This is a genomic window from Arsukibacterium ikkense (assembly GCF_000987775.1).
Lineage (GTDB): Bacteria > Pseudomonadota > Gammaproteobacteria > Enterobacterales > Alteromonadaceae > Alishewanella > Alishewanella ikkense.
The window spans coordinates 111,641-137,878 of record NZ_LAHO01000009.1; the positions used below are offsets into that span (position 1 = coordinate 111,641).

The 26,238-nt window shown below is 50.4% G+C and carries 25 protein-coding genes and 1 pseudogene; 13 read left to right on the forward strand and 13 right to left on the reverse strand.

Features of this window, described 5'->3' with window-relative positions:
* Positions 1–130 precede the first annotated feature (130 nt).
* A pseudogene (locus WG68_RS10480) lies at positions 131–316 on the forward strand (pirin family protein); the annotation flags it as partial.
* Positions 317–378: 62 nt separating this feature from the next.
* Here WG68_RS10480 and WG68_RS10485 read toward each other — a convergent pair.
* From WG68_RS10485 to WG68_RS10495, 3 genes are all read right to left on the reverse strand, one after another.
* Positions 379–1,149: a DNA/RNA non-specific endonuclease gene (locus tag WG68_RS10485; protein ID WP_046557638.1), complete on the reverse strand. Its 771-nt coding sequence runs from the start codon at positions 1,147–1,149 to the stop codon at positions 379–381.
* A 160-nt stretch (positions 1,150–1,309) separates the two neighbouring features.
* Complete coding sequence (locus WG68_RS10490) at positions 1,310–1,957, reverse strand: GNAT family N-acetyltransferase (RefSeq protein WP_052749051.1); 648 nt, start codon at positions 1,955–1,957, stop codon at positions 1,310–1,312.
* An 88-nt stretch (positions 1,958–2,045) separates the two neighbouring features.
* Complete coding sequence (locus WG68_RS10495; RefSeq protein WP_046557639.1) at positions 2,046–2,468, reverse strand: hypothetical protein; 423 nt, start codon at positions 2,466–2,468, stop codon at positions 2,046–2,048.
* A gap of 112 nt (positions 2,469–2,580) precedes the next feature.
* Here WG68_RS10495 and WG68_RS10500 point away from each other — a divergent pair, with 112 nt between their 5' ends.
* Positions 2,581–3,579 (forward strand): SMP-30/gluconolactonase/LRE family protein, encoded by a 999-nt coding sequence (locus tag WG68_RS10500; RefSeq protein ID WP_046557640.1) that lies wholly within the window; start codon positions 2,581–2,583, stop codon positions 3,577–3,579.
* Between the two features lie 15 nt (positions 3,580–3,594).
* Here the strand turns inward: WG68_RS10500 and WG68_RS10505 are convergent, their stop codons facing one another.
* Positions 3,595–5,127, reverse strand: coding sequence for a methyl-accepting chemotaxis protein (locus tag WG68_RS10505; protein WP_083981858.1), 1,533 nt, complete (start codon positions 5,125–5,127; stop codon positions 3,595–3,597).
* A gap of 185 nt (positions 5,128–5,312) precedes the next feature.
* Here WG68_RS10505 and WG68_RS10510 point away from each other — a divergent pair, with 185 nt between their 5' ends.
* A complete protein-coding gene (locus WG68_RS10510) occupies positions 5,313–5,609 on the forward strand; it encodes a high-potential iron-sulfur protein (RefSeq protein WP_046557641.1) in 297 nt (98 codons plus the stop codon).
* 56 nt (positions 5,610–5,665) lie between these two features.
* On the opposite strand, the gene folM is transcribed toward WG68_RS10510, so the two are convergent.
* The 5 genes from folM to WG68_RS10535 form a co-directional block, all read right to left on the reverse strand.
* Complete coding sequence (folM, locus tag WG68_RS10515) at positions 5,666–6,424, reverse strand: dihydromonapterin reductase (protein WP_161796363.1); 759 nt, start codon at positions 6,422–6,424, stop codon at positions 5,666–5,668.
* A gap of 60 nt (positions 6,425–6,484) precedes the next feature.
* Positions 6,485–8,395, reverse strand: coding sequence for a putative bifunctional diguanylate cyclase/phosphodiesterase (locus tag WG68_RS10520; RefSeq protein ID WP_046557643.1), 1,911 nt, complete (start codon positions 8,393–8,395; stop codon positions 6,485–6,487).
* 77 nt (positions 8,396–8,472) lie between these two features.
* On the reverse strand, positions 8,473–9,699 hold the full coding sequence (arsJ, locus tag WG68_RS10525; RefSeq protein WP_046557644.1) for an organoarsenical effux MFS transporter ArsJ: 1,227 nt from the start codon (positions 9,697–9,699) through the stop codon (positions 8,473–8,475).
* 34 nt (positions 9,700–9,733) lie between these two features.
* Positions 9,734–10,744, reverse strand: a complete 1,011-nt coding sequence (locus tag WG68_RS10530) for an ArsJ-associated glyceraldehyde-3-phosphate dehydrogenase (RefSeq protein ID WP_046557645.1) — start codon at positions 10,742–10,744, stop codon at positions 9,734–9,736.
* Positions 10,745–10,762: 18 nt separating this feature from the next.
* Positions 10,763–11,164 (reverse strand): metalloregulator ArsR/SmtB family transcription factor, encoded by a 402-nt coding sequence (locus WG68_RS10535; protein ID WP_046557646.1) that lies wholly within the window; start codon positions 11,162–11,164, stop codon positions 10,763–10,765.
* A 102-nt stretch (positions 11,165–11,266) separates the two neighbouring features.
* On the opposite strand from WG68_RS10535, the gene WG68_RS10540 reads away from it, so the two are divergent.
* The 10 genes from WG68_RS10540 (at position 11,267) to phoR (ending at position 22,044) form a co-directional block, all read left to right on the forward strand.
* A complete protein-coding gene (locus tag WG68_RS10540; protein ID WP_046557647.1) occupies positions 11,267–11,956 on the forward strand; it encodes a phosphate signaling complex PhoU family protein in 690 nt (229 codons plus the stop codon).
* An 84-nt stretch (positions 11,957–12,040) separates the two neighbouring features.
* Positions 12,041–12,745, forward strand: a complete 705-nt coding sequence (locus WG68_RS19835) for a Tar ligand binding domain-containing protein (protein ID WP_235357718.1) — start codon at positions 12,041–12,043, stop codon at positions 12,743–12,745.
* Positions 12,724–13,671 (forward strand): methyl-accepting chemotaxis protein, encoded by a 948-nt coding sequence (locus WG68_RS19840; RefSeq protein WP_235357719.1) that lies wholly within the window; start codon positions 12,724–12,726, stop codon positions 13,669–13,671. Before WG68_RS19835 ends, WG68_RS19840 begins: the two co-directional genes overlap by 22 nt.
* 122 nt (positions 13,672–13,793) lie before the next feature.
* Positions 13,794–14,822, forward strand: a complete 1,029-nt coding sequence (locus WG68_RS10550; RefSeq protein ID WP_046557648.1) for a substrate-binding domain-containing protein — start codon at positions 13,794–13,796, stop codon at positions 14,820–14,822.
* A gap of 171 nt (positions 14,823–14,993) precedes the next feature.
* Positions 14,994–16,391: a phosphate ABC transporter permease subunit PstC gene (gene pstC / locus WG68_RS10555; RefSeq protein ID WP_046557649.1), complete on the forward strand. Its 1,398-nt coding sequence runs from the start codon at positions 14,994–14,996 to the stop codon at positions 16,389–16,391.
* 18 nt (positions 16,392–16,409) lie between these two features.
* Positions 16,410–17,780, forward strand: coding sequence for a phosphate ABC transporter permease PstA (pstA, locus tag WG68_RS10560; RefSeq protein WP_152663077.1), 1,371 nt, complete (start codon positions 16,410–16,412; stop codon positions 17,778–17,780).
* 69 nt (positions 17,781–17,849) lie between these two features.
* On the forward strand, positions 17,850–18,635 hold the full coding sequence (pstB, locus tag WG68_RS10565; protein ID WP_046557706.1) for a phosphate ABC transporter ATP-binding protein PstB: 786 nt from the start codon (positions 17,850–17,852) through the stop codon (positions 18,633–18,635).
* Between the two features lie 177 nt (positions 18,636–18,812).
* Complete coding sequence (locus WG68_RS10570) at positions 18,813–19,823, forward strand: porin (protein WP_046557651.1); 1,011 nt, start codon at positions 18,813–18,815, stop codon at positions 19,821–19,823.
* A 185-nt stretch (positions 19,824–20,008) separates the two neighbouring features.
* Complete coding sequence (gene phoB, locus WG68_RS10575) at positions 20,009–20,695, forward strand: phosphate regulon transcriptional regulator PhoB (protein ID WP_046557652.1); 687 nt, start codon at positions 20,009–20,011, stop codon at positions 20,693–20,695.
* Positions 20,696–20,700: 5 nt separating this feature from the next.
* Positions 20,701–22,044 (forward strand): phosphate regulon sensor histidine kinase PhoR, encoded by a 1,344-nt coding sequence (gene phoR, locus WG68_RS10580; RefSeq protein ID WP_046557653.1) that lies wholly within the window; start codon positions 20,701–20,703, stop codon positions 22,042–22,044.
* 66 nt (positions 22,045–22,110) lie between these two features.
* Here the strand turns inward: phoR and WG68_RS10585 are convergent, their stop codons facing one another.
* The 4 genes from WG68_RS10585 to WG68_RS10600 form a co-directional block, all read right to left on the reverse strand.
* Positions 22,111–22,692 (reverse strand): DNA-3-methyladenine glycosylase I, encoded by a 582-nt coding sequence (locus WG68_RS10585; RefSeq protein WP_046557654.1) that lies wholly within the window; start codon positions 22,690–22,692, stop codon positions 22,111–22,113.
* Positions 22,689–24,011, reverse strand: coding sequence for an amidohydrolase (locus WG68_RS10590; protein WP_046557655.1), 1,323 nt, complete (start codon positions 24,009–24,011; stop codon positions 22,689–22,691). The genes WG68_RS10585 and WG68_RS10590 overlap by 4 nt, the downstream gene beginning before the upstream one ends.
* 117 nt (positions 24,012–24,128) lie before the next feature.
* Positions 24,129–25,145, reverse strand: a complete 1,017-nt coding sequence (arsB, locus tag WG68_RS10595; RefSeq protein ID WP_046557656.1) for an ACR3 family arsenite efflux transporter — start codon at positions 25,143–25,145, stop codon at positions 24,129–24,131.
* Positions 25,146–25,251: 106 nt separating this feature from the next.
* Complete coding sequence (locus WG68_RS10600) at positions 25,252–26,220, reverse strand: NAD(P)-dependent alcohol dehydrogenase (protein WP_046557657.1); 969 nt, start codon at positions 26,218–26,220, stop codon at positions 25,252–25,254.
* Between the last annotated feature and the right edge of the window lie 18 nt (positions 26,221–26,238).

The window sequence follows — 26,238 nt, forward strand, 5'->3', positions numbered from 1 at the left end:
CAGATTAAGCTAAATAAAGTAGCTTTACATCAATTGATTATAGAAGAAATCGGCAATTTGCAAAGGCGGGAACAATGAGCACGACCAGCAAACAGCTAGAGTCTGACTGCGATGTACAGCAAGGCTGTGCGGCGATATTAACCTGATGGTGGCGGGCAAGGGCATCGTGCACTCAGAGCGCGAGCGCCCGGAAGTCACTAACAGCGTGCACCGGTTGCATGGCTTACAGCTGTGGATGGCCCTGCCCGAAACAGACGAAGAAACAGAGCCGGCGTTTTATCATTATCCGGCCTCGGCTATCCCGGCGATGGTCATTTTATATGTCTGCAATACATATCCCCGTGCTAACAGATTAGCGCGGGGCTACTGAGTTAGCTCTTAACACCCCAGCTTCTTTTTCAAACCACCTACCTGGCCTTCTACTGCCGGCTCTTTATAGGCTGGCAGGGTTGGCATTATGTTCAGGCCAGTGCGCGCTTCAACCTGGTTAATGGTCACTTCGCGTGGGCAAAAGCTGGCAGCTCGCGCCAGATTTTGCTCCATAATATAGGCTGACGCCTCAACCCAGCCGGCGTTATTAGTGATTACCACCTTAAAATAGCCAGACGGAATGGTATGGCTTTCATCTGCGCCTGGCAAAGTGCCAAAATACCACTCATACAAGGGGCCGGTAACCACATACACATGCTGACCAGTACGTGCCAGATTGCGCACTGCGGTTTCTAATTTTACCCAGGCGCCCTGGTTTAAATTGGCCGCTTGTGGCGTGATGTTCGACAAATAGTTGGTCATGGCCCAATAAGGGGTATTACTAAAAGCGGCTAAAGGCACCTGATGGCCGCGGTCTGTACCCAGTACGGCGGCAGCATCGGTGTAGTCGGCAGGCTCAAGCGTATGGGCCGGATTGATATCCGGATCGGCCCGCCAGGTGCGGCTGCGGCTGGGACCATCAATGGTATGGGGGGTAACCTGATAGGCCACCCAGTTAGCAAATTTGCTGCTGCTGTTGTTATGCAGGGTATAAATAGGCCGCTCAATGGTCTGGCCGGATTTACCGGTAGGGCAGCCATAGACACAGTTGGCAGCGCTTGCAATGCCGCTATACAGCAGGGTAATAATTACGAAGGTAAACTGGGTTATGGTTTTCATTTTAATACCTTGGTTGGTGAGTTCCAAGGCATCGTGAATGAGTAAGGTTACACAGAGATGACTGATTTTTGAACGTTTTATGTGCTAAGTCGATGGAAAGCAATCCAAACTAAGTCAGCATAACTTATGGCTATTAAGGCTTTCTTTTCATGCTCTCCCGCTACGCCTGTTTGGGCTGGTGTTTGTTTGCGGTGAAATGCACCAGCCGCGAATTGATATAGTTACGGCACAAAGCAGCCTCGGCATAATTTTCGGGGATATCAGCTGCTTCTTGCTCGTGGTGATAGATAACAAAGCCTGCCTTTTGGTAGGTAGAAAGTGCAGCGGGGTGATCAGCTGAACAGGTATGCACCCACACCTTACTACTACCCGCAGCGCCGGTGTCAGTCAGGGGTATTGCTGTTTTTAACCATTGCTGGGCCAGTGCAATAGCAGCTTGCGCCAGTGTCGGGCCTAAGCCACGGCCGGTAAACGCTGGCAGTAGTCCAAAGAACTTAAGTTCAACACTGGGCGCCTGCTCAGCTGCAGGGTGATACTTCAGTTCAACAAAACCGGCTATGGTACCGCCCTGATACAGCACCCAGGTGCGAACGGTACCTGTGCTTAAATAACTTAACCACTGCTGATAATCCCAGCTAAGGCGGCTAAACCACTGCCAGTGGTTGCCCACCGCGCCAAATAAAAACTGGCTTAGCTCCGGGCTGGGGATGGTTGCTTCCATTAACAAGCAGTCAGCCGGCCAGCTGGGCAGGGGCAACGCCGGCCCCTGATAGTGCAAATACCAGGTGGTTATAAGGGTGTTGGTCATAGTTTATGCTTCATCATGCTAGCCGCCGGGATCTGTCGCGCCCTTTGAAGTTAATTGTCATATTTTGATACTAAAGCCAGCTGGTTGATTATGGTAGTACTTTAGTAAACTGGTTACAATTTACCTTAAAGCCCTCACTGGCGAGCCAGTCCAGTGCCGCTTGCTGTTCAGTGAACTCCTGCTGGCGGAAATTGACGCTGGATTTCGGGTTCATTCTGTCTAACTGATATTGCTTTAACATATTTTCCCGATAAACCTTGGCCGAGCACACCATATTATGTGCAACGGCCCAGTTCGCCAGATCTTTGAGAACCGGCTCCACTTCGGGCGTAGCGAGGATCCAGTCATCCAATAATAAAATGTGCGCCCAGGGTTGGTGATACAACTGTGTCGCTTGTTGTTTAAAGCTGGCACAGTAATCGTGGGCAGTGATTAAATCCCAGCCACCTGCGGCATAAGTAAACAACAGCTGGTTGTGCTGGCTAACGGTAAAGTGGCCACGATAGCTCATAAAGCACCTCAGGTTGGCTGGCAATGTGATTAACCGGACTATAGTTATAGTCAACTTTTGCCGCTTCGGACAAGCCAGTGGCAACTAAACCAGCAGCGAAGGACGTTAAAATATGAAATTTATGCGGTTGATTAGCTTTACGCTAGGCGTTTTCGGCGCACCATTGTATGGCCAGATACCTGCGCAACCGGTTAAGGTGCAGCAGAGCGAAATGCTGCAACTGGTAGCAGCCGATGCCAGGCTGGAGATACTGGCTGAGGGGTTTCGTTGGTCTGAAGGGCCGGTTGTGGAACCCGGCACTGGCGATGTACTGTTTTCTGATGTACCCGCCAATAAAGTATACCGCTGGAATGAAAGTGCCGGGTTGACGGTTTATCTGGCGCCGTCAGGCTATACCGGGCTTTATCCGGCTGACAATCCGCAGCAAGGGGCCAATGGGCTTATTTTCAACCAGCAACAGCAATTAGTGTTGGCGCAGCATGGCGATCGGCGCCTGGCGGTGTTAACGGCTATTGAGCAGGGCCAGCCGCAGTATCAGACCCTGGTTAGTCATTATCAGGGCAAGTTACTGAATAGCCCGAACGATGTAGTGCAACATAGCAGTGGCGCTTATTATTTTACCGACCCACCTTATGGCTTAGCCGGTGGCGATAAGGCCGGCCAGAAGCAGCAAATGACAAATGCTGTATACCGACTGGCAACCGACGGTTCGCTGAGCCAGCTGGCAACCAACCTTAACCGGCCAAATGGCCTGGCGTTTTCCCCTGATGAAAAGTGGTTATATGTGGCAAATTCAGAGCACACTGCTGCGCAGTGGTGGCGTTATCCGGTAGCCAGGGATGGTAAGTTGGGGGAGCCGGAGCTGTTTTTTGATGCCAGCCGTTACACTGAAACCAGCCGGGGGTTACCCGATGGTTTAAAGGTATTGCCATCAGGCCATCTGCTGGCCACCGGGCCCGGTGGGGTCTGGATATTTACTGCTGCTGGTACGCATTTAGGCACTATAGAAACGGGTGTGGCACCAGCTAATGTCGCGTTGTCGCCTGATAATCGCTATTTGTATATTACCGCTACCAACTACTTACTGCGGATAGCTTTGCTGACGTTATAGCGACCAGCTCAGGTTTTAGCGTTTAAAACCAATCCGAAAGCCGCCCCAGTGTTTACCATTAACGTAAATGGGAACCGACAAGTCGTGCAATATTTCACCGGTGTCGCGTTTGTAAGTTTGTAACAGCATGGCTTCGCGGTTGCTACCACAACGGCTGCCGGTGCGATCGGCAAAAATGCGTTTACTGCGGTTCGTCAGTAAGTCTTTGTGGTAATCGCCAGTCAGGGGTTGGCTGAACTTTTTATTGTGGGTCGGGAAATAGCCTTTGCTATCCACCGCACCGGCATATAATACCTGAGCATTCCGGCTTAAGATGGGTTCCTGCACCTGAGGAAAGGTCTGGTCGGTATAGCTGTCGTAAGCAGTATGGAACTTCTCCGGGTTAGTGTTGGCTATCGGTTGGTAGTTTTTGGCAAACAGCTGTTGCTCGCTGAATTTGCCATTGATAATGCCTTGCTGCAATAAGCCGGCAATAGCGTCGGCGGCTTGCTGCGCTTCTGCCAGTATCGGACTGTAAAAACTGTGATGGTCGAGCTGGCTGAGCTCACGATAAATACTTTCAGTTTCCATTGATAAATCAATAGCCTGATTAGCAATGTTACTGCCTTTTTGTTCAATAGTATTCAGGCCTTCGCTGACGCTGCTAATCGACTCCGTTATCGTCTTACTGGTATGAGCCAGGCTGGCACCGGCCTGCTCTAACTGGTTAGTGGCGGTGGCGGCTTGCGCTATTTCGCTGTTGATGCAGGTAAAACCGCTGGCAACTTGTTGTAGCTGCTGCTGTACCTCACTACTTTTTGTTACCAGGGCGTTCATTTGATCAGCGGTCTGGCCGCTTTGCTGGCGAATTTCTGCCAGCATCCTGGCAATATCAGCGGTGGCGCCCGAGGTTTTGCTGGCCAGCGCCCGCACTTCTTCTGCTACAACGGCAAACCCCCGGCCCTGCTCCCCGGCTCTGGCGGCCTCTATAGCTGCATTCAGCGCCAGCAGATTGGTCTGATCGGCAACATTATTAATGACTTCGGTGATCCGCTGAATATTGTCGGCAGAGTTACGTAACTGCTCCAGCTCCCGGGCAGAGTCGTTGACCGAGCTGGCCAGCTGCTTCAGACTCAGCACACTGCCAGATAGCTGATTATCGGCTTGCTGGCAGGCACTGGCGGTGTGTTGAATGCTTTGGTTCAGAGTTTGCAGGCTGTCGTTCAACTGGTTGCTGGTATGGCTGAGTTCATTACTGCTATGGGCAATCTGGCTGCTGCTCTGGGCACTGTGTTTAATATCGTTATTCAGGCTATCAATAAAAAAAGACACTTCAGCTGAGCCAATCGCCAGTTTGGAGGTAGATTCTTCCATTTTTGCCATATCCGGCGTTTTCTGCTCCGGCAATGTTGCAATAGCCGCTTGGGGGCGTTGCAACCAATATTGTAAGGCAAAGTAGCCCAGCAGCAGTAATAGTAGCAAGATGCTGCTACCCAGGCTGGCACTGCTTAGCCAGTAACCGGCCAGCAGGGCCGCTATTAATCCAAGATTAACTAACCAAACCAACATATTAACTCCGGAATATGCACTATGCTTGTACGTACTATGGCAGAAAACAAAAGGCGGTAAAGGATTACTGGCCGGGCTGCTACTAAAGTCTAGGCTGTTTTTTGCACTAAATAGTTGATGTCTGTCAAAACCACCTGGCAATTTTGCCAGTATTATAATAATAACCAAATGCAGGAGAGTTATTTATGAGCAACTTAGATCGTCGCACCTTTTTTAAAATTTCAGCCGGGACGGTAATTGGTATTACGGCAGGTGGTGTCAGCCTTAGTGCGCTGGCCGCGGAAAAGCTGAAACTGGACGACCCCCTGGCCGCAGCCATGCGCTACACCCATAAGTCGGAAGTTGAGGGGCAAATTTGTGGTAATTGTAATTTGATCCAGGGCGAAGATGGCCAGGAGTGGCGCCCCTGCGCCATTTTCCCGGGCAAGCTGGTTGCCAATGAGGGATGGTGCGCAGCCTGGGTTAAGAAAATCGCAGCTTAAGGTAGCACTTGGGTTTAAACAAAAACGGCCTGATAGGCCGTTTTTTTATAAGGGTGTCAGGGCAGCTGCAAATGGCGACCGCCATCCAGTGCCAGCACCCGGCCGGTAATATAGCGGCTGGTAAGCAAATACAACACGCTTTGTAATACTTCATCCGGGCCTGGGGCTATGGCCATTAGCGATTTCGCCAGTGCTTTTTGCCGGTAAGCGGCATCGTCGTTGTCGTTAAACATTAACAGGGCGGGGGCTATCGCATTTACTTTAACCTTAGGCGCCAGCTGGCGGGCCAGTGATAAGGTCAGGTTTTCCAGAGCGGCTTTAGACGCCGCGTACGCCTGATGTTTACTGCTGCCTACACTGGCAACAAAGTCGGTTAAATGAATAATATCAGCTGGCCCGGGACCTGCTAATAATTTGGGCAATAAGGCGCGATTCAGTAAATAAGGTGCCCGGGCATGTACCTGCTGCATGCTGTCGAATACCGCAGCGTCTTGTTGCAGCAAGCTTAAGGTAGTTTGCTGCGCGGTGTGCCCTGCCAGTGGCAGATCGGGCTGCCAGCTGGATGCATTGTGAATAACTGCCCGAATGGCCGGGTAGGGCGCCAGAGCTTCAATAAAGCTTGCCAGTTGTGCCAGCTGATTAAAATCGGCTTGCAGACAAAGCGCTCCCGCCTGTTGCAGAGCCTCAATGCCGGGCGTGAAGGTTCGATAACTGACCGCCAGTGCATAGCCTTGCTTCAGTAGTGCCTGCGCACAATATAAGCCGACCCGTTGCCCGGCGCCGGTGATAACGATCAGTTCTTTTTGTTGTTGCATAACATGCATAAGTTGTTGGCTGCCAGCTAATTAAAAAAAGCTATACGCAGCCAGGTGTCATCAGGTTTTCGTTTTTTTTGTTTCATTCAGTAATTCAGCACTGACAAAGCCAAGAAAGTCGCCCTCTGGTAACGGCTTGGCCCAGTAAAATCCCTGGCCTTCGTCGCAGCCCAGCAGGGCCAGCCGGGCTGCAGTAGCGCTGTCTTCAATGCCTTCGGCCACGGTTTTCAGCCCCAGACTTTTGCTCATCTGAATAATCGCCCGTACCAGCGGCTCGTCCCGCTCGGATAAACACAGCGATAAAATAAACGACTTATCAATTTTCAGCCGGCTGGCATTAAAACGACGCAAATAGCCCAGGTTTGAATAACCGGTACCAAAATCATCAATCGAAAACCGAATACCTAGCTGGTGCATTGCTGCCAGTTGCAAGGCGATATTGTCGCCCTCGCCAATCAACAGTGATTCGGTCAATTCCAGCTCTAATGCATGCGCGGGCAAGGCGGCTGCGCTCAGGGCTTGTTGTACCTGTTGTTCCAGCTTGCCATCGCGAAACTGCACAAAAGATAAGTTAACCGCAACGGTGAGATCATACCCCTGCTGCTGCCAGCGGCTGCATGCCAGGCAAGCTTGCTGCAGCACCCATTCACCAATTTCAACAATCAGGCCGCTGCTTTCTGCCAGCGGAATAAACTCGTCCGGGCTTATCATGCTGCCATCGGGTTGCGGCCAGCGTATTAATGCTTCGGCACCAATGATCCGCTGCTCAGCCAGCTGCAATTTTGGTTGAAAATATAACTGAAATTCCCGTTTTTTCAGAGCCTTGCGCATCAGCTGCAATAAGTTGAATTTGTCGATGCTGGCTTTATTTAATTCATCGTGATAAAAGCGGAATACATTGCGCCCGTCGGCTTTGGCCTGGAACATCGCCATATCAGCATGTTTGCAAATTTCACTGAATTCACAGCCGTCGTCCGGCGCGATGGCTATGCCTACTGAGCCAGAAATCTCTATCTGATTTTGCATAATAAAAAACGGCGCCGTGGTTTGAGCCAGTAACGCGCTTGCTTTTGCTGCCAGTGTCTCAGTATTGACAAAATGTGGCACCAGCACTAAAAACTCGTCGCCGCCAAAGCGGCACAACACGTCGTTTGCTGTCAGCTGATTTTCCAGTCTGCGAGCCAGTTGCTGTAACAGTAAATCACCGGCAGCATGGCCTAAGGAATCATTAACCGGTTTAAAATTGTCTAAATCCAGAAACAATACTGCCAGCCGCTGCTCGCTTGCCAGGCATTCGGTGTACAGCTGTTGAAAATGTTGCTGGCAGTACACCCGGTTTGGCAGGGCAGTCAGCGAGTCATGTAAGGCTAAATGTTCGATATGGGCCTGGCTTTGTTTTACCCGATGATTTTCGTTTTGCAAGCTGTGCATTAACCGTTGCTGGTCTCGGTATAATAAGTACACGCTGACCCCGGTAACCAGCAAAATAGTGCCAATAAACACGAAGTGTGCCACGCTGATCAGCGGTATAACAGGGGTTACTATGCCGCTTACCGCCAGATACGTCAGCAGGCCACAAAAAGCCAGCATAAAACTAATCAACGAGAAAAACAGCCGGCTATTACCCAGCATCGCTGCAAATACCAGTACCCCGGGGTAGCCAAGTAACGCCAGATCACGAATGCCGCCAGAAATAAAAGCCAAAGCTGATAACATGAGGCACATGGCCCACAACAATACAAAAGTTGCCGGCATAATCTGGCGCTGATAGGCTAAAATTGCCGCCAGTGCCAGGGCAAAACAGCCTGCCAGCAATACCCATTTGGTGGTGCCGCCGGCTACCGCCACGGCCAACACCAGGCCAAACAATGTCAGGCCAATAATTTGCAGTAAACGTTTGGTACGCAGCCGGTAAAGCTGGTTGGAAGAATTGTCAGGGTAAGTCGATGCTATTACTGGCTGATTCGGCATTTAAGTCGATACTACAGATGTTACGGATGACTTTACTGTAGCCGCTTTTTGGTGGTTGCGCGAATTGCCGCTGGTAGTTAGTCACTATCGGGCATTGCAGCAGGCGGCACCGCAGGCAGCAAGCTGGACACAAACACAGTAAGTACCAGCAGGGCACTGGATACCCAGAGGCAGGCCACCAGACCTGAGGTTTGGTAGAGCCAGCCAGACAACACCGTGCCAAGCAGCCGGCCCATAGCGTTGGCCATATAATAAAAGCCCACATCCATTGATACGCCATCATTTTTGGCATAGCTGACAATCAAATAACTGTGTACTGAGGAATTAATCGCAAAGACGCTACCAAACAGCAGTAAACCACCCAGCACAGCCAGTTCGATCTGCCAGTTGACCATTAGCGCCACGGCGATAAGGCCGGGAATAGCACACAGCAGCAAGGCCCAGAATGCTACCGTTTTGCCATCAGGTATATTGCCACTGCCCAACAGCATCGGGGCTATGCTTTGCACTGCACCATAACCTATAACCCACAGCGCCAGAAAACCACCCACTGTCCAATGGTCCCAGCCGAGCTGGCTGGCCAGAAACAGCGGCAGGGCAATAACAAACCAGACATCACGGGCGCCGAACAGCAGCATGCGGGCGGCGGATAAAATATTAATCGCCCGGCTTTTTGACAGCATTTCCCTGAATTTCGGTTTAGCGCTGCTTTTGCCTAAATCCTGTTTTAATTTTACTAAGCTCACTATCCAGACCAACAGCAACATCACAGCCAAACACAAAATGGCCAGCTGAAAGCCTAACAGTGTCAGTAGTAAACCGCCGATAAAAAAGCCCAGCCCTTTTAATGCGTTCTTCGAGCCGGTGAGTAGTGCTACCCACTTAAACAAGGTACCCTGCGCCTCGCTCGACACCAGCATTTTAATGCTGCTTTTGGCGCTCATTTTGTTTAAGTCTTTGGCTATGCCCGACATGGCCTGGGCCGCCATCACCCAGGGCACAATAAGGTACTCAGCCGGTAGCAACAGCATTGTCAGCGCAATAATTTGCAAAAACAAACCAATATTCATGGTTTTATTTAAACCAATCCGCGCGCCCAGCCAGCCACCCACCAAATTGGTAATAACCCCGAAAATTTCATAAAACAAAAACAGCATGGCTATGCTCAGACCGCTGTAACCGAGGCTGTAGAAATGCAGCACCACCAGCATTCGCAGTGCGCCGTCGGTCAGGGTAAAGGCCCAGTAGTTACCTGTTACCAGTAAATACTGGCGCACAGCGGGGGAAAGTGTAGCTAGCATCATGCTGCTCTCTGGTTGATGAACAGAAAATTACGGCTCAGGCCTGATCCTGTAGCCCGACCATTTTGACTAGTTCGACCGTGCGGTTAGCATAGCCCCATTCGTTATCGTACCAGGCGTAAAGTTTAACCTGAGTGCCGTTAATCACCATAGTACTGAGCGCATCAATAATGCTGGAGCGTGGGTCAGTTTTATAATCTATCGACACCAGCGGCCGGGTTTCATAACCGAGAATGCCGGTTAATTCGCCCTCTGCTGCTGCTTTTAGCATGGCATTGACTTCATCGACGGTGGTGGCGCGCTCAACTTCAAACACACAGTCGGTTAATGATGCATTCGTCAGTGGTACCCGCACGGCATGACCATTTAAGCGGCCTTTTAATTCCGGGAAAATTTCAACAATAGCCGTGGCAGAGCCGGTGGTAGTGGGTATTAAGCTGCTGCCGCAGGCACGGGCGCGGCGTAAATCTTTATGCGGCGTATCCATAATGCTTTGGGTATTGGTTAAACTGTGAATAGTGGTAATAGAGCCATGCTTGATGCCCAGCTGCTGGTGAATCACTTTTACTACCGGTGCCAGGCAGTTAGTGGTACAGCTGGCTGCAGTGACTATCTGGTGTGTGGTTTTGTCATACAGCTGATGGTTGACGCCCATCACGACATTTAGTGCGCCGGCTTCTTTTACCGGTGCACTTACCACCACCCGTTTGACGCCTTGCGCCAGGTAATCCTGCAAAGCGGCGACGGTTTTCATTTTACCCGAGGCTTCAATAACGATATCACAGCCCGACCAGTCGGTGTCGTTGATGGCTTTATTATGGCTAACCGCAATGGCTTTACCATTGATCAGTATAGTGCTGTCTTTGGCTGTGGCATTGTGGCACCAGATCCCGTGTACCGAGTCAAAATTCAGCAAATGGGCGTGGGTAGCGGCATCCGCCGCCGGGTCGTTAATGTGCACAAACTCCAGCTCGGGCCAGTCAAAGGCCGCGCGCAGGGCCAGACGGCCAATCCGGCCAAAACCATTAATGCCTACTTTAATGCTCATTCTACTGTCCTTTTAATGTTAGCGGCAGCTTTGCTTGGCCGGCCGCGTTGATACCAGAGTAGTTTGTTGCTGGCAGTCAGCCAGGTAGGGCTGATTGGCCAACAGCGTCTGTTGTAAGACCAGATGCGCCCAGGTTGGCAGCTTTGGGTGCAGCGAATAAAACACCCATTGGCCACTACGTCTGTCTTGCAGAATATCGGCTTTGCGCAGCTGGGCTAAATGGCGGGAAATTTTGGGCTGGCTTTGTTGCAGCGCCACCATCAGTTCACAGACACACAGCTCTTGCTGCTGGGCAATTAACAGCACGCTTTTTAAGCGGGTGTCGTCAGCCAACGCTTTGTAAAATAGCAGGGGGGATAGCATGAATGTGCTGCGCCATAGCCATTGGATATGCGAATAATCATATATGTAATATTTCATATGTCAATGCGTCTGCTGCTATCCTGCAGAACTTAACTTTACCCTAAGCAGTGCGAGCGCTAAGATGCCGCTGTAATAATAGCGCAGCCAGTGGACGTAATTATGACAGAATGCAGTCAGCAGGGTTTTAGCAATGAAATGGCGCAGGCCAGGCAACGGGTGCAGGCGATTAGCAGCCTGGCGCTACAGCAATTTCAGCTGGCGTTGCAGGCGTATAGCAAGCACGATGCCGGTCTGGCGCAACAAGCGCTGAATCAGCTACAAAAAGCCCATGACTTTGAGCAGGCGATGGATGATCATTGTCTGGATATGTTAAGCCACTCGGCCAGTGGCGGTGAGTTACGCCTGGTGCTGGCGCTGCTAAAAGCCATCAGTGATATTGAATACATTTGCGGCCAAAGCGCCTTAATTGCCCAGCAAGCGTTGCTGGCGGCAAACAGTCAGCCCCAGGCTCAGCAATTGGCGGCAATCAATACTCTGGCCGAGCCGGTAGCCAATATGCTGACTCTGGCATTGGCTGCCTTGCAGCAACGCAGTATCACGCAGGCCGAGCAGGCACTGAGTCTGGCCCCCACAGTTAACCGTTGCTATGGCGCTATTTTACGCAGCAACCTGGACAACACTGATAACCTGGCGGGGCACTTAGACAGTGCGCTGGGCGTTAACTGGGTAGCCAGAGCGCTGGAGCGGATTGCTGAACACAGTGCTAATCTGGCAAAGCATGCCATTTTTCTGGCCAAAGTCAGCAGTGGTCAGTCATTACGGGTCGAGTTGCAACCGCGTCGACGCTAATTTTTACGTCGTATTATGTAGTGTCATATAATTGTCATTATGAAGTCGTATCCTCAGTCAATCACCATTGCCTGAGTTGTTGCTATGTTGTCACGGCTAAAAATTTCCCAACGGATTTTCTTACTGGGTCTGATCCCTTTGCTGCTTTTAGTATTGGTGCTGGCAGCCAGTTTCTGGGCGGCTCAAACTAAAGATAAATTGTTTCATCAGCTGTATAACCAGCACCTGGCTATTCTGGCCGATATTATGAGTGCGCAGAAGATTATTCAGCAACAAGGCCTGGCTGAGATCCGGAAGTATCGCACGGGTTGGGCATCGGCAGACAATACCCGAAGTACCGTATCAGACCAATTAGCACAGGCAAAGCAGCACTGGCAAAGTTTCAGTGAACAGCGACCGGTAATGGCCACAGAAGAGGGTTATCAGGAACTGGATCAGGCCTTTGCAAGGGCGCTTAAGCAATATGAAGAGTGGATAAGTCCGGCGGGTAGTGACGCCTTACTGGCTCGTATTTTAAATGAGTCGACCATTAATAGTGAAGTAGAGCTGCGGATCACCGCCTTTACCGATCTGGCAGATGGGTTTATTCAACAACAAATTGCCGCTGCGGCTGAAGTGCGCGACCAGTCAGTTAGCTTTACCGGATTAATGGTGCAGTTTTACCTGTTTGGCGGGTTTATGCTGGTATTGCTGATCACCGGCTTAATTCTGGCCATTCAGCGCTCGGTGTCCCGGCCATTAAGCAATCTAAGTGCATTGCTGCATCGGTGGCACAACAATCTGACTTAACCCTGCGGGCCGATACCAGTGGCCAGGACGAAGTGGCAGCAGCGACGCAAGCACTCAATACCATGTTGCAACATTTTGCTGGCTTGATTGGCAGTTTTGGCCAAAGTGCTGGCATGCTAAGCGAACAAGCTGCCCAGGTATTTGCCGGCAGTGAAGATGTCAGTAATGGCTCGGGGCGGCAGGCCGATCAGGTAACCCAGCTTGCAGCGGCCATTGAACAAATGAGTATGGCTATTCGTCAGGTTGCGGCAAATGCCCGCAGTGCAGCTGACACCGCAGAGCAAGCAGAACAATTTAGTCTGGATGGTAGCGAAGTAGCGGCAACCAGTATGGCGACCATTGAGCGGCTAGAGCTGAAAATGCAACAAGCCAGTGGTGTGATCAGCCAACTGCAGCAAGACTCGGCTCAGATTTCCAGCGTACTGGATGTGATCCGGAAAATCTCTGAGCAAACCAATTTACTGGCACTCAATGCCGCCATTGAAGCAGCCCGGGCGGGTGAAGCCGGGCGGGGCTTTTCAGTGGTGGCGGATGAAGTGCGGATGCTGTCAGCCAGCACTCATAAAGCGACCGAGTCGATTCGTCAGATGATTAGTCAGCTGCAGCAACAAGCCAACTCTGCGGTTGCTGCGATGCGGCAAGCGGCAGAGCAAGCCAGTCAAAGTGTTGGCCAATCCCGTCAGACTGAGCAAATGTTTCAGCAAATTGCCGGGGCGGTTAAGCAAATAGTGCAACTGAATGCCGAAATTTCGATGGCGACTGACGAGCAGCAGCAAGTGGCAACAGGTATTGCAGATAGCATTACGTTATTGAATGACGATATCCGTCATCTGAACACCGGTGCGGCGCGTTCTGCGACAGCCAGTGAACAGCTCAACACCCTGGCTGGCCAGTTGTTACATGGCTGTCAGGCGTTTAAGGTTTGATTAATTTATTTAAATTCAATGGGATATGGCAGTTAAATTAATTGATAACTGTAATATTCCTGCAATAAAACTATCGCACACTGTGCAACGTCAACTAAAACATTTACCCGAGGACTTAACTAATGAAAATGAATAAGCTTACTAAACTGGTAGTTACTACCGCCGTATCGCTGGCTTTCGCAGGTCAGGCTCACGCTAATCGTGACACTGTTCAGGTTGCCGGTTCATCTACTGTGCTGCCATTTTCTTCGGTTGCTGCTGAAGAGTTTGGTAATAACTTCGCACAGTTCCGTACTCCGGTAGTAGGTTCTGGCGGCTCATCAGGTGGTTTACGTCAGTTCTGTCAGGGTGTGGGTATCAACACTATTGATATCGCTAACTCGTCACGCGCTATTCGTCCTGCCGAAGTAGAAGCCTGTAAAGCTAATGGTGTTAATCAGATCATTGAAGTAAAAATTGGTTATGACGGTATCGTGTTTGCGTCACGCGTTGATGCAGGCGATTTCAAATTAAAGCCAGAACACGTATTCCTGGCACAGGCTGCCCAGGTACCACAAAACGGCAAAATGGTAGCTAACCCTTATACAAACTGGAACCAGATTGATAAGTCACTGCCTAGCCAATCAATTTTACTGGCGATTCCTGGCTCTAATCATGGTACCCGTGAAGTTTATGAAGAAAAAGTGATTCTGGATGGCTGCCAAACGTTTGCTGAAGTTAAGGCTCTGCCAAAAGGCGATCAGAACAACTTCTGTTTAGCTATGCGTACTGATGGCCGGGTAGTAGAAATTGCCGGTGACTACACTGAAACACTGGCACGTTTACAAGCGCAGAAAGATGCTATCGGCGTATTTGGTTTAAGCTTCTATGAAGCTAACCGTGACCGCATTAAAGTAGCCACAGTAAACGATGTGGTACCAACAGTTGATAACATTATCGCTGGTGTTTATCCGGTATCACGCCCACTGTTCTTCTATGTGAAAGGCGAGCATATCGGTGTTATCCCGGGTTTACAGCAATTTGCTGAGTACTTTGTTTCTGAAGCTGCTTCAGGTTTTGGCAGCCCATTGGAAGCCGCTGGTTTAATCCCGTTAGATGATACCGAACGCGCGCAAATTCTGGCGAACATTAAAGCTAAAAAAGGCCTGTAAGCCTTTTAGCAAGCTGTTTTGACAAAGAGGACCCTGGTGGTCCTCTTTTGCTATTTAAGTAATATGACAATCATTGTAATAAAACTGCAATATGCAGGCGTTAAGCTAACGCGGCTTAGAACAGAAGTTTTTTATCCTGTTGGATAATCCGGATCGGCGAATGGAGCAAGCATGAGTAATCTTTCGTTAATAGTACTATTACTGGCATTGATGGCGATTGGCTATCAGCTGGGTATGGTGCGCAGTCGGCGGGTTGCCACTATAAACCCGCAGCAGAGAATGCACTCACGGCCACATCACTACGGTATGATGGTGGGGTTGTGGGCGATTATTCCCGCATTCTTTTTATTAATATTGTGGACCATGTTGGCGCCAAATGTCATTAGCAGTATGGTGGCGGCGCAGCTGCCGGCCGAGGTACTGGCTCAAGAGGGTATGACTGCTAACGTTATTATGCGCCGGATCAGCAACCTTGCCGGCAATTTCGGCATTGTGGCCGAAGCCGAGCCGTGGGAGCTGGCAGCGGCGGCTTATATGCAACAGTTAAAGTCGAGCAGTGCGGCATTACTGACCGGTTTAATGGCGGCCATTGCTGCGACCGGTTTGTTTTTTAGCTATAAAAAAATTCAACCGCAGTTACGGGCCCGCCACCAGATTGAGCGGACCATTAAAGCGGTACTGATCATCTGCTCTACCGTGGCTATTTTAACCACTATCGGTATTGTGTTGTCGATGGTCGGTGAAACCATGAAGTTTTTTAGTTTTATTCCACCATCAGAGTTTTTCTTTGGTACTACCTGGAATCCGCGTTTTTCTACCACCGGTGTCGGTGAGGGTTCTTTAACCGGCTCTCAGGGCAGCTTTGGTTTAATCCCGTTATTATCTGGCACCATGATGGTGGCCGGTGTGGCACTAATCGTCGCCATTCCGCTGGGTTTAATGGTGGCGATTTATCTGGCTGAGTATGCTCCTGCTGGTTTTCGCTCAACGGCTAAGCCAATTATTGAGGTATTAGCAGGTATTCCGACCATCGTTTACGGCTTTTTTGCACTGGTCACCGTAGGGCCTTTTTTAGCTGATTTTGGTGCCAGTATTGGCCTGACTATTCGTGCCACCTCTGCCCTGACCGCAGGTGTGGTAATGGGTATTATGATTATCCCGTTTATTTCCTCTTTGTCAGACGACATTATTACCCAGGTGCCCAAAGCGCTGCGTGATGCCTCGTTAGGCCTGGGCGCGACGAAATCAGAAACGATACGCAAGGTAGTCTTACCCGCGGCCTTACCCGGTATTGTTGGCGCAGTACTGCTGGCAGCCAGCCGGGCGATTGGTGAAACCATGATTGTGGTGCTGGCGGCCGGTAACAGCCCAACGTTAACCGCTAACCCGTTTGAAGCGGTATCGACCATTACTGTGACCATTGTTAACCAGCTAACCGGTGACAACGATTTTGCCAGCCCGCAGTCATTAGTGGCTTTTGCTCTTGGCTTAACCTTGTTTGTGATTACCTTGCTGCTAAACGTGGTAGCGCTGGTCGTTGTGCGCAAATACCGTGAACAATACGAGTAATTTATGACTGAGAAGAATATGAACCCAGCGAATAACTCTGCGGCCGATGGTGTAGCGCCGCTGAGTAAAGTTCAGCAGAAAGTGGCCGTGTCACTGAACCGCCGCCATCGCCATGAAAAGCTGTTTAAAGGTGTTGGTCTTGTGGCCTCGCTGATCAGTTTGTTGTTAGTGGCGATTTTGTTTATCAATATTTTTTCAAAGGGCTTGCCGGCGTTTTGGCAATCTGCCATTACTCTGGAAATTTATTTTGACCCAGAGATCATCAAAATAAGCGATAAGCCGGTGCAACGTGCCGACGAAACTGACAATGCCTTCCGCCAGCGCGATATTGAATGGCAATCTGAAGTGGGCATGATTAACTTTAACCGCTTGATTGTTGAAGGGTTAAATAAGGTACTGCCAGACGCTAATCAATACCGGCGCGATGTGCAGCGGATTGTTACTTCGGGTGAACGCTTTGCTATGCGCCAGCTGGTGATAGATAACCCAGCCATTATTGGCCAGACCAAAACCCTGAACCTGTTAACAGACGCTAATATTGATGTCTGGTTAAAAGGTAATATCGACCGCAGCCTGCCGGATGCCCAGCAGCAGCTTAGCCCTAAGGTGCGGGAGTGGGTAGAAATGTTATCCGAACAGGGCATTATTAAAAACCGTTTTAGTTTTGCCTTGTTTATGAACGCAGATTCGCGCAGTTCGCTGGCCTCGGCTGGTTTGGCTGGTGCCTTTATGGGCTCACTGTATATGATGCTGGTGGTGCTTTTTCTGGCGGTGCCTATGGGGGTAGCAGCAGCTATTTACTTAGAAGAGTTTGCCCCGAAAAATAAAATTACCGATCTGGTCGAAGTGAATATTAACAATCTGGCGGCGGTGCCTTCGATTGTGTTTGGTTTACTCGGTGCTGCGGTGTTTATTGGTTGGTTTAACCTGCCCATCTCCGCGCCGATTGTCGGTGGCCTGGTATTAAGTTTAATGACCTTGCCTACGGTAATTATTGCGACCCGCTCTACCTTAAAAGCGATTCCACCGTCAATCCGCCAGGCGGCACTGGGCTTAGGGGCGTCGAAAATGCAAGCGACCTTTCACCATGTATTGCCATTAGCGATACCGGGTATTCTAACCGGGGCGATTTTGGGCGTGGCCCAGGCGCTGGGTGAAGCGGCGCCACTACTGTTGATTGGGATGAAATCGTTCGTGGCGCAGGTGCCTTCAGGCCCCTTTGAGCAAGCTACGGCATTACCGGTGCAAATATTTTTATGGCAAGGTAACGAGCTACGTAACTTCTTTGAAGCGCGCACTTCAGCGGCCATTATTGTGCTGTTGGCGTTAATGTTAACGCTGAACGGCCTGGCGATTTGGCTGCGCAAAAAATATGAAAACCGGTGGTAAGCGCAGATGAATATGCCAGGCAACCCGATAATTTTAACCGAACAAGATGTAACCATGGCGGACCCAGCGATGACAGTTAACCAGACCAACAGCAGTGACAAAATTAAAATGACAGCCCGCGATGTCAAGGTGTTTTATGGCGCTAACCAGGCCATTCATGGCGTTAACATGGATATTATTGAAAATGAAGTGATCGCTTTTATCGGCCCGTCGGGCTGTGGCAAATCGACCTTTTTGCGCTGTTTAAACCGGATGAACGATACCATCGATATTTGCCGGGTAACCGGCAGTATTAAAATGGATGGCCGTGATATCTACGACCCGTCACTGGATGTGGTGCAGTTGCGGGCGCAAGTAGGCATGGTATTCCAAAAGCCAAACCCCTTCCCAAAATCTATCTATGAAAACATTGCCTATGGCCCGCGCTTACATGGCCTGGCGTCGCGTAAGTCAGAGCTGGATGATGTAGTGGAATCGAGCCTGCGCCGTGCTGGTTTATGGAATGAAGTTAAAGACCGGCTGGATCAGCCAGGTACGGGTTTATCAGGTGGCCAACAACAACGGCTGTGTATTGCCCGGAGTATTGCGGTTAGCCCGGATGTGATTTTAATGGATGAGCCGTGCTCGGCACTTGACCCTATTGCTACCTCTATTATTGAAGAGCTGATTGACGAGTTAAAGCAAAACTTTACCATCGTTATCGTTACTCACAATATGCAGCAGGCCGCCAGGGTGTCAGATCGTACTGCCTTTTTTCACCTGGGCGATTTAATTGAAATTGGTGCCACCAATGAAGTGTTCACCAACCCGCAGCACAAACGCACCGAAGATTATATTACCGGCCGTTACGGCTAATGTATTGAGTTATATAAAAAAGGGAAGCTTAGGCTTCCCTTTTTTAGTAGAGGTTCACATTGCTTGCAATTGTCACAAAACTGCCATAGATGCGAAATATTACTGTCATCTAAATCGATGATACTGCTCCCACCAAAACAAAGTTACTGCTAAAAAAACTATTAACTGGAGAATACAATGAAAGCATCTAAACTTGGCCTGGTCGCTGCAGCGGTATTGGCAACTCTGGCTGTTCCGGCAATGGCTGCCGATGTTAGCATTTATGGCCGTGCCCACTTATCTGTTGACCATTTAGATAATGGCGTTGATAGCGGCGTCAACGTATCTTCAAACTCCAGCCGGTTAGGGTTTAAAGCCAGCACCAAACTTGAAGATGATATGGAAGTGTTTGTGCAGCTTGAGCAGAATATCCGCTTTGACGAAGGCTCAGGCAGCTTTGCCACCCGTGATTCTTTCGTTGGTTTAAAAGGCAACTTTGGTATGGCGCGGATCGGTTTCTTCGATACACCATTAAAAACGATTCGCAGCCGCACTGATATGTTTGGCGACCGGATTGGTGATGCGCGTAACATTACCAGTGGTTATGGCCAGAGCTTTGACAATCGTTACCGCAATGGCGTGCATTACCGCACGCCCAATATGAACGGCTTTACTGTTGATTTCCAATATACTCCGCATAATAACACTGGTGCTACCGTGCAAAACGACCGTGAGTCTTACAGCACCTCGTTAACTTACACCAGCAAAGGCATCTATGTTGCTGCTGCTTACGAAAGCTACGAAGGTACTGATGGCGTTGACCCGAACGCGCTGCGTTTAGGTGCTTACTACGACATCAACAGCGATTTACGGGTATCGGCGCTGTATCAGAAAGCCAGTGATGTTGCTAACGGCGACCGCAGCGTATATGGCGTAGGTGCCAGCTACAAAATGGGTGATTACACCTTACGTGGCCAATACTACGTAGCGGGCGATGCGGACGCTGATAATTCAGGTGCCAATATGCTGGTGCTGGGTGCGGATCGCAAACTGGGTAAAGATTTAACCCTGTATCTGGCCTATGGCATTACCTCTAATGATGACAATGCTAACTACACTATTGCCAGTGGTGGCCGTGATACCCGTTTAACTGCTATTGCCGGTGAAAACAGTGCTGGCTTGTCATTCGGTGTTGTTTACAGCTTCTAAGCTTGATGTAGCTAACCGAAACTAAACTAAAAAAGCCGTTGCTCTGCAGCGGCTTTTTTGTTGGTAGCAAGATGCTAACCGTATAAAAAATATGTTAAAAGTAGTGAGGTAATGCGTTTATTCATAAAAATGTCATAATAACAGTCGATAATGCTTCTAATGTAATCATCTAATGGTAAACGACAATGTCCCGAAGAATTCTGGTAGTGGAAGACGAAGCACCGATCCGTGATATGTTGTGTTTTGTGCTGGAGCAAAATGGTTATCAGGCCGTAACGGCCGAAGATTTTGGCAGTGCAGTAAATCAGTTAATTGAACCCTATCCGGATTTGGTACTACTGGATTGGATGATCCCCGGCGGCAGTGGTATTCAGTTTGCCAAGAAAATGAAGCAACATGAGCTGACCCGCAATATCCCCATTATTATGATCACCGCCCGTGGCGAAGAAGAAGACAAAGTACGGGGTCTGGAAGTGGGCGCTGATGACTATGTTACCAAGCCGTTTTCGCCCAAAGAGCTGATGGCCCGCATTAAAGCCGTGATCCGTCGCGTTGCGCCCACCAGTTTAGATGATGTGATTGAAGTGCAGGGCTTAAAGCTGGACCCTGTATCGCATCGGGTCATGGCGCAGCAACAGCCACTGGATATGGGGCCGACTGAGTTTCGCTTACTGCATTTCTTTATGACTCATCAGGAGCGGGTATACAGCCGTGAGCAGTTGCTGGACCACGTCTGGGGCACTAATGTCTATGTCGAAGACCGCACGGTTGATGTGCATATTCGGCGCTTACGCAAAGCGATTTCTCTGGCCGGGCATGATAAGCTGGTGCAAACGGTGCGGGGCTCAGGCTATCGCTTTTCTGCTAAGTAGGTGTTATGCGGCCACAGCTTTCTAAAGGGAAGATTTTTGCTAAAGTCTTGCTTTTTTATGCCCTGGCAGGGCTGCTCGGCTGGCCCTTTGGCCAGAGCACGCTGTTTATGTTACTGCTTAGCCTGTTTTTACTGGCCTCGAACTATAAGCACCTGTTTTTAATTACCAAGTGGCTGTGGCACGACCGCAAGTTAACCCCACCGGAAGGCAAAGGTTTCTGGCAGCAAATCTTCGATGGTATTTATTATCAGCAACGACGTGAGCGTAAAAAACGCAAAGAACTCCGTAATTTGGTGCGGCGCTTTCGTGATGGGGCTGAGGCTTTACCAGAAGCGGTCGTGGTACTCACCAGCGACTGGGCTATTGTTTGGTGTAATAAGCTGGCACAAATGCTGGTGGGGTTGCGTTGGCCCAGTGACGAAGGCCAGCGCATTGATAACCTGGTGCGGAACCCGGAATTTAAGAACTTTTTAAAACAAAAGCAGTTTCAGCAACCGCTGGAAATTAGCGCCAGTGGCAGTAGCAACCTGGTGCTGGAATGCAAAATGATGCCCTATGGCAGCGAGCAATACCTGCTTATCATCCGCGACATTACCCAGCTCAAGCAATTAGAACAAATTCGCAAAGACTTTGTCGCCAATGTGTCGCATGAGTTGCGCACGCCGTTAACCGTGTTGCAGGGATATCTGGAAGTGATTGATGCTGAACGTTTGCCTGAGCCAGCTATGTGGCAAAAAGCTCATACCGTTATGCTGGAACAAACCAAGCGGATGGATGGTTTGGTGCAGCAGTTGCTGACCTTGTCGCGGATTGAAGCCTCAGCCCGGGTTCAGTTTGACGAAGAGGTAGATGTGCCGGCGATGTTAATGAGTCTGGAGCAGGAAGCGCAAGCGTTAAACCGGGAAAAACAACATAGCATCAGTTTTAGTATTGACCCTGATTTGAAAATAACCGGGGTAACCGAAGAGCTACGCAGTGCCTTCTCGAACCTGGTGACTAATGCCATTAAATACACCCCCGATGGCGGCGAGATTAGCGTCAGCTGGCAACGCCAGCATCAGCGCGCGGTGTTTGCCGTCAACGACAATGGTGAAGGTATCGCCCCCCACCATGTAAAACGCTTAACCGAGCGTTTTTACCGGGTTGATCAGGCACGCGCCCGCAACACCGGCGGCACCGGCCTCGGCTTGGCCATCGTCAAGCACGTATTATCTCGCCACAACAGCCAATTGATGATTTTCAGCGAGCCCGGTCGCGGCAGCAGTTTTTCTTTCAGCATCCCGGCAGAGCTGGTATTAGGTAACAGCAAAACGGCACCGCTTAAAAAAGCCAAGTTTAAAGTGAAATAATACTAAGTGCTAAACTTGGTGAGATTGCCAGCTCAGCCCGTGATGTTGATGTCGTGTGCCGCTTTACTATAGCGTTGCAACGGTCTGCTGCCTGAAACAATTAACATGATGATCATTAACCATACCGCAGGCCTGCATATGGGCATAAATAATGGTCGAGCCTACAAATTTAAAGCCGCGTTTTTTTAAATCTTTGCTCATGGCATCGGATTCCGGGCTGGTGGCACGGTAATCTGCCGGGCCGGCAATGCTATTTTGCTGCGGTTTACCACCGACAAAACGCCATTGATAGGCGCTGAAGCTGCCAAATTCGGCTTGCACCTCTAAAAAGCGTGCGGCGTTATTAATGGCGGCGGCAACTTTTAGGCGGTTGCGGATAATGCCGGGGTTTTGCAGTAACTCGGCGGCTTTGGTTTCATCAAAGGCCGCGACCTTAACCGGGTCAAAATTGGCAAACGCCGCCCGGTAGTTGTTGCGCTTTTTCAGCACCGTGTACCAGCTCAGGCCGGCCTGCGCCGCTTCCAGGGTTAAAAATTCAAACAACTTGTTATCGTCATAAACCGGCACGCCCCATTCGGTATCATGGTAAGCGACATAATCAGGTTTAGTTAAATCAACCCAGTGGCAGCGGCATAGCTCGTTACTCATTTTACCTCCTGTGCTGCCTTCTGGGGCGGTGTTGCCAGGTAGTCCAGAGCCAAACCGGTCAATGCCCGAACTCCCGTTACCAGCGCGTCTTCGTTAACATCAAACAGCGGCGAGTGATTCGGTGGCACCTCACTAAGTGGCATGCCAGTGGGCGAAATGCCTAAAAAGAAAAATACCCCGGGGATTTGCTGCTGATAAAACGAGAAATCTTCGGCGCCGGTAATGGGTTTGATCGGCGCCACGCCCTTGTTACCAGCCGCCCATTGCAGGCTGGGCATGGCCCAGTCGGTTAAGGCCGGATCGTTCCAGGTAACGGCAGCAAAATTGTGTACATGAAAGTGCGCTTCAGCGCCGCTGGCTTTGGCAATATGCTTGCTGGTGTGGGCCATGCGGGCGATTAAGTCTGCGCGCATCTCGCTGTCAAAAGTACGAATGGTGCCCTCTAACTTCACCTCATCAGGAATAATGTTCCAGCGGATACCGCCATGCACCTGGCCAAAGGACACCACAGCCGGTGCTTTGGTGACATCTATCTGCCGCGCTGGTATCAGGTTAATGGCATTAATCAGCTGGCCGGTAACGTTGATTGGGTCAATGCCACGCCAGGGGCTGGAACCATGCACCTGCTTGCCTGTAACGGTGATTTGAAAGCTGTCAGCAGCAGCCATAATGCCTTCAGTTTTCACCTGCAGCTGGCCAGGCTCGCCGGGCCAGACATGCAAGCCAAAAATCGCGGCAGGGGACGGGTCAGCAAATAAACCCTCGGCCAGCATCATTTTGGCGCCACCCTCTTCGCCCTCTGGCGGGCCTTCTTCGGCTGGCTGAAAAATAAACATAATAGTGCCGGTAAGCTCAGCTTGTTGTTTGCTCAGCACTTCAGCTGCGCCCATCAGCATAGCAACATGGGCATCATGGCCACAGGCATGCATCACCCCGGTTTGCTGGCCGTTAAATTCGCTGACTACTTTTGACGCAAAAGGTAAACCGGTTTGCTCAGTTACCGGCAGCGCATCCATATCGGCACGCAGCGCCACCACCGGCCCGGGCTTGGCGCCCTTTAAAATACCCACCACCCCGGTATGAGCAATGCCGGTACGTACTTCCATGCCAAGCGTTTGCAGATGCGCTGCTACTTTGGCCGCAGTGCGAAACTCGCGGTTCGATAACTCCGGGTGCTGGTGAATGTCCCGCCGCCAGTCAATGACTTTGGGCATTACCTGCTCAATTTGCTTGCTAAGCTCAGGCCGCTCGGCGGAGGCCACAGCAAACGGGGTGTACAGAAAAGGCAGTAAGCTCAGGCTTAGTAGTGACCAGCGCATAGGTAATCCTAATGGTTATGCAGAGTTATTACCTTAAGCGCAATAGCGTAAAATGCCAAGTCGCCATGCTGGATCAAATGCTAAAGTCGGCAAAATACGCCTGATGCAGCGGGTGGCTCAGTTAAACCAGTGCCGGGTTCTATTGGCAAACCAGACCAGCGACAACATTACCGGCACTTCTACCAACACCCCGACCACGGTGGCGAGCGCTGCACCAGAGTGCAAACCAAATAACGAAATAGCGACCGCTACCGCCAGTTCAAAAAAGTTCGAGGTGCTAATCATGCATGCCGGGGCGGCAATGTTGTGCGGTAGGCGCATTTTTTTTGCCACCGCATAGGTTATGGCAAAAATGCCATAGGTTTGAATAAGCAGCGGTATGGCGATAAGCACAATGATTAAGGGCTTAGCCACGATAGTTTCGGCCTGAAAGCCAAACAGCAGCAGCACTGTCGCCAGTAAGCCAATCATCGACCAGGGCTTGGCTTTGGCTAAAAACTGGCTGATCCCTTGCTCACTGCTGTTCTTGTTCAGCCGCTTGCGGGTCAGTACGCCGGCAATCAGCGGCAGCAGTACGTACAGCAGTACCGATAACAGTAAGGTTTGCCAGGGCACAACGATATCGGTGACGCCCAGTAGCAAGGCGGCTAAAGGCGCAAAGGCGAAGATCATAATAATATCGTTTACCGACACCTGCACCAGGGTGTAATTGGCATCACCCTTGGTCAGTTGGCTCCAGACAAACACCATAGCGGTGCAGGGCGCTACGCCCAGTAAAATCATGCCGGCGATATATTCATTGGCGCTTTGCGGGTCGACCCAACCGGCGAAGAACACTTTAAAAAACAGCCAGCCGAGCGCCGCCATAGTAAAGGGCTTGACCAGCCAGTTCATCACCAGCGTCAGCACTAAGCCTTTGGGTTTTTTGCCGACATCTTTAATGGAGGCAAAATCAATTTGTACCATCATTGGGTAAATCATTAACCAAATCAGCACGGCCACCACCAGATTGATCTGGCCATATTCCAGTGCGGCAATCACCCGAAATACGCCCGGCAACAGGTTGCCCAGCAGTACGCCGCCGACGATACACAAACCCACCCAGAGCGATAAATAACGTTCAAAAATGCCCACAATAGCTCCTGCATGTATAAAAACTGTATTTCTTCCTTGCCCTGAGTTATTCAGGCCATATGCTTAATGGCTGACGAACAGCAATGCTGCTTTAACAGCTGTTTTGTTATAGCGTGATAATGACATTGCCCTTCTTGCGTCCGGTTTCGACGTAGCGGTGCGCCTCGGCGATTTGCTCAAACGGATAGCGCCGGTCAATAACGGGTGTGAACTCGCCTGCCGCGGCCAGCTCTGCGAGAAAATGCAAATCGGCAACGCGCACGCTCGCTGGCCCGGCGATGATTTTTTTGTTACTGGAGACGGATATCCATGGGATTTGCAGCATATCCGGCAGCCCGGCTAATACCATTAGCAGGCGTCCTCCCTTTTTAAGTGAATTTTTGCAGCGTGAGGACGGCGCGGTGCCGACCGTATCGACAATGATGTCATAACGCTCACCATTTTGGCTAAAGTCTTGCTGAGTGTAATCAATAACCTGGCTGGCCCCCAAAGATTGCACCAACTCAAGGTTACTGGTACTGCATACCCCGGTTACATTGGCCCCGAAATGCCTGGCAAGTTGCACGGCAGCACTGCCAACGCTGCCAGAGGCACCATTAACCAGTACGCTCTGGCCAGGTTGCAGCTTTGCGCGCCGGAAGAAATCCAAGGCGGTGCTGCCGCCAAAAGACAGGGCTGCAGCTGCGTCATAGTTCAGATTGGCGGGCTTCAATACCACAGCCCCATCTTGCGGCATGCATTTGTACTGGGCATAACAGCCCATAGCGGCATCGCTAAATGCAAAAACCGGGTCACCAATTTTGAACTTGCTGACCTCTTTGCCAACCGATTCAACTACCCCTGCCAGTTCCGAACCAAGTATGGCTTGCCTTGGTTTGAACACGCCAAATACCAGCCGCATCAGCAGGCTGAAGCCGGCAGGCACAGTAAGACTGCGCACCCGCCAATCCCCCGAGGTTACCGTTGTGGCATGGATTTTTATCAGAACTTCATTGTCTTTGGGCGTGGGTTTTGCAACTTCCTTTAATTGCAGCACCTCGGGTGGCCCGTATTTTTCATACACTATGGCTTTCATGTGCTATCTCCCTATAGT

Bases quoted from the DNA above. Each gene is read 5' to 3' on its own strand.
- pstA (WP_152663077.1), top strand. From the start codon at position 16,410: ATGAACCCAGCGAATAACTCTGCGGCCGATGGTGTAGCGCCGCTGAGT.
- WG68_RS10520 (WP_046557643.1), bottom strand. From the start codon at position 8,395: ATGCCGAATCAGCCAGTAATAGCATCGACTTACCCTGACAATTCTTCC.
- WG68_RS19835 (WP_235357718.1), top strand. From the start codon at position 12,041: ATGTTGTCACGGCTAAAAATTTCCCAACGGATTTTCTTACTGGGTCTG.
- WG68_RS10500 (WP_046557640.1), top strand. From the start codon at position 2,581: ATGAAATTTATGCGGTTGATTAGCTTTACGCTAGGCGTTTTCGGCGCA.
- WG68_RS10505 (WP_083981858.1), bottom strand. From the start codon at position 5,127: ATGTTGGTTTGGTTAGTTAATCTTGGATTAATAGCGGCCCTGCTGGCC.
- WG68_RS10570 (WP_046557651.1), top strand. From the start codon at position 18,813: ATGAAAGCATCTAAACTTGGCCTGGTCGCTGCAGCGGTATTGGCAACT.
- phoB (WP_046557652.1), top strand. From the start codon at position 20,009: ATGTCCCGAAGAATTCTGGTAGTGGAAGACGAAGCACCGATCCGTGAT.
- WG68_RS10535 (WP_046557646.1), bottom strand. From the start codon at position 11,164: ATGAAATATTACATATATGATTATTCGCATATCCAATGGCTATGGCGC.
- pstC (WP_046557649.1), top strand. From the start codon at position 14,994: ATGAGTAATCTTTCGTTAATAGTACTATTACTGGCATTGATGGCGATT.
- WG68_RS10585 (WP_046557654.1), bottom strand. From the start codon at position 22,692: ATGAGTAACGAGCTATGCCGCTGCCACTGGGTTGATTTAACTAAACCT.
- WG68_RS10600 (WP_046557657.1), bottom strand. From the start codon at position 26,220: ATGAAAGCCATAGTGTATGAAAAATACGGGCCACCCGAGGTGCTGCAA.
- folM (WP_161796363.1), bottom strand. From the start codon at position 6,424: ATGCAACAACAAAAAGAACTGATCGTTATCACCGGCGCCGGGCAACGG.
- WG68_RS10510 (WP_046557641.1), top strand. From the start codon at position 5,313: ATGAGCAACTTAGATCGTCGCACCTTTTTTAAAATTTCAGCCGGGACG.
- WG68_RS10495 (WP_046557639.1), bottom strand. From the start codon at position 2,468: ATGAGCTATCGTGGCCACTTTACCGTTAGCCAGCACAACCAGCTGTTG.
- WG68_RS10540 (WP_046557647.1), top strand. From the start codon at position 11,267: ATGACAGAATGCAGTCAGCAGGGTTTTAGCAATGAAATGGCGCAGGCC.
- arsJ (WP_046557644.1), bottom strand. From the start codon at position 9,699: ATGATGCTAGCTACACTTTCCCCCGCTGTGCGCCAGTATTTACTGGTA.
- WG68_RS10590 (WP_046557655.1), bottom strand. From the start codon at position 24,011: ATGCGCTGGTCACTACTAAGCCTGAGCTTACTGCCTTTTCTGTACACC.
- WG68_RS10485 (WP_046557638.1), bottom strand. From the start codon at position 1,149: ATGAAAACCATAACCCAGTTTACCTTCGTAATTATTACCCTGCTGTAT.
- phoR (WP_046557653.1), top strand. From the start codon at position 20,701: ATGCGGCCACAGCTTTCTAAAGGGAAGATTTTTGCTAAAGTCTTGCTT.
- WG68_RS10530 (WP_046557645.1), bottom strand. From the start codon at position 10,744: ATGAGCATTAAAGTAGGCATTAATGGTTTTGGCCGGATTGGCCGTCTG.
- WG68_RS10490 (WP_052749051.1), bottom strand. From the start codon at position 1,957: ATGACCAACACCCTTATAACCACCTGGTATTTGCACTATCAGGGGCCG.
- pstB (WP_046557706.1), top strand. From the start codon at position 17,850: ATGACAGTTAACCAGACCAACAGCAGTGACAAAATTAAAATGACAGCC.
- WG68_RS10550 (WP_046557648.1), top strand. From the start codon at position 13,794: ATGAAAATGAATAAGCTTACTAAACTGGTAGTTACTACCGCCGTATCG.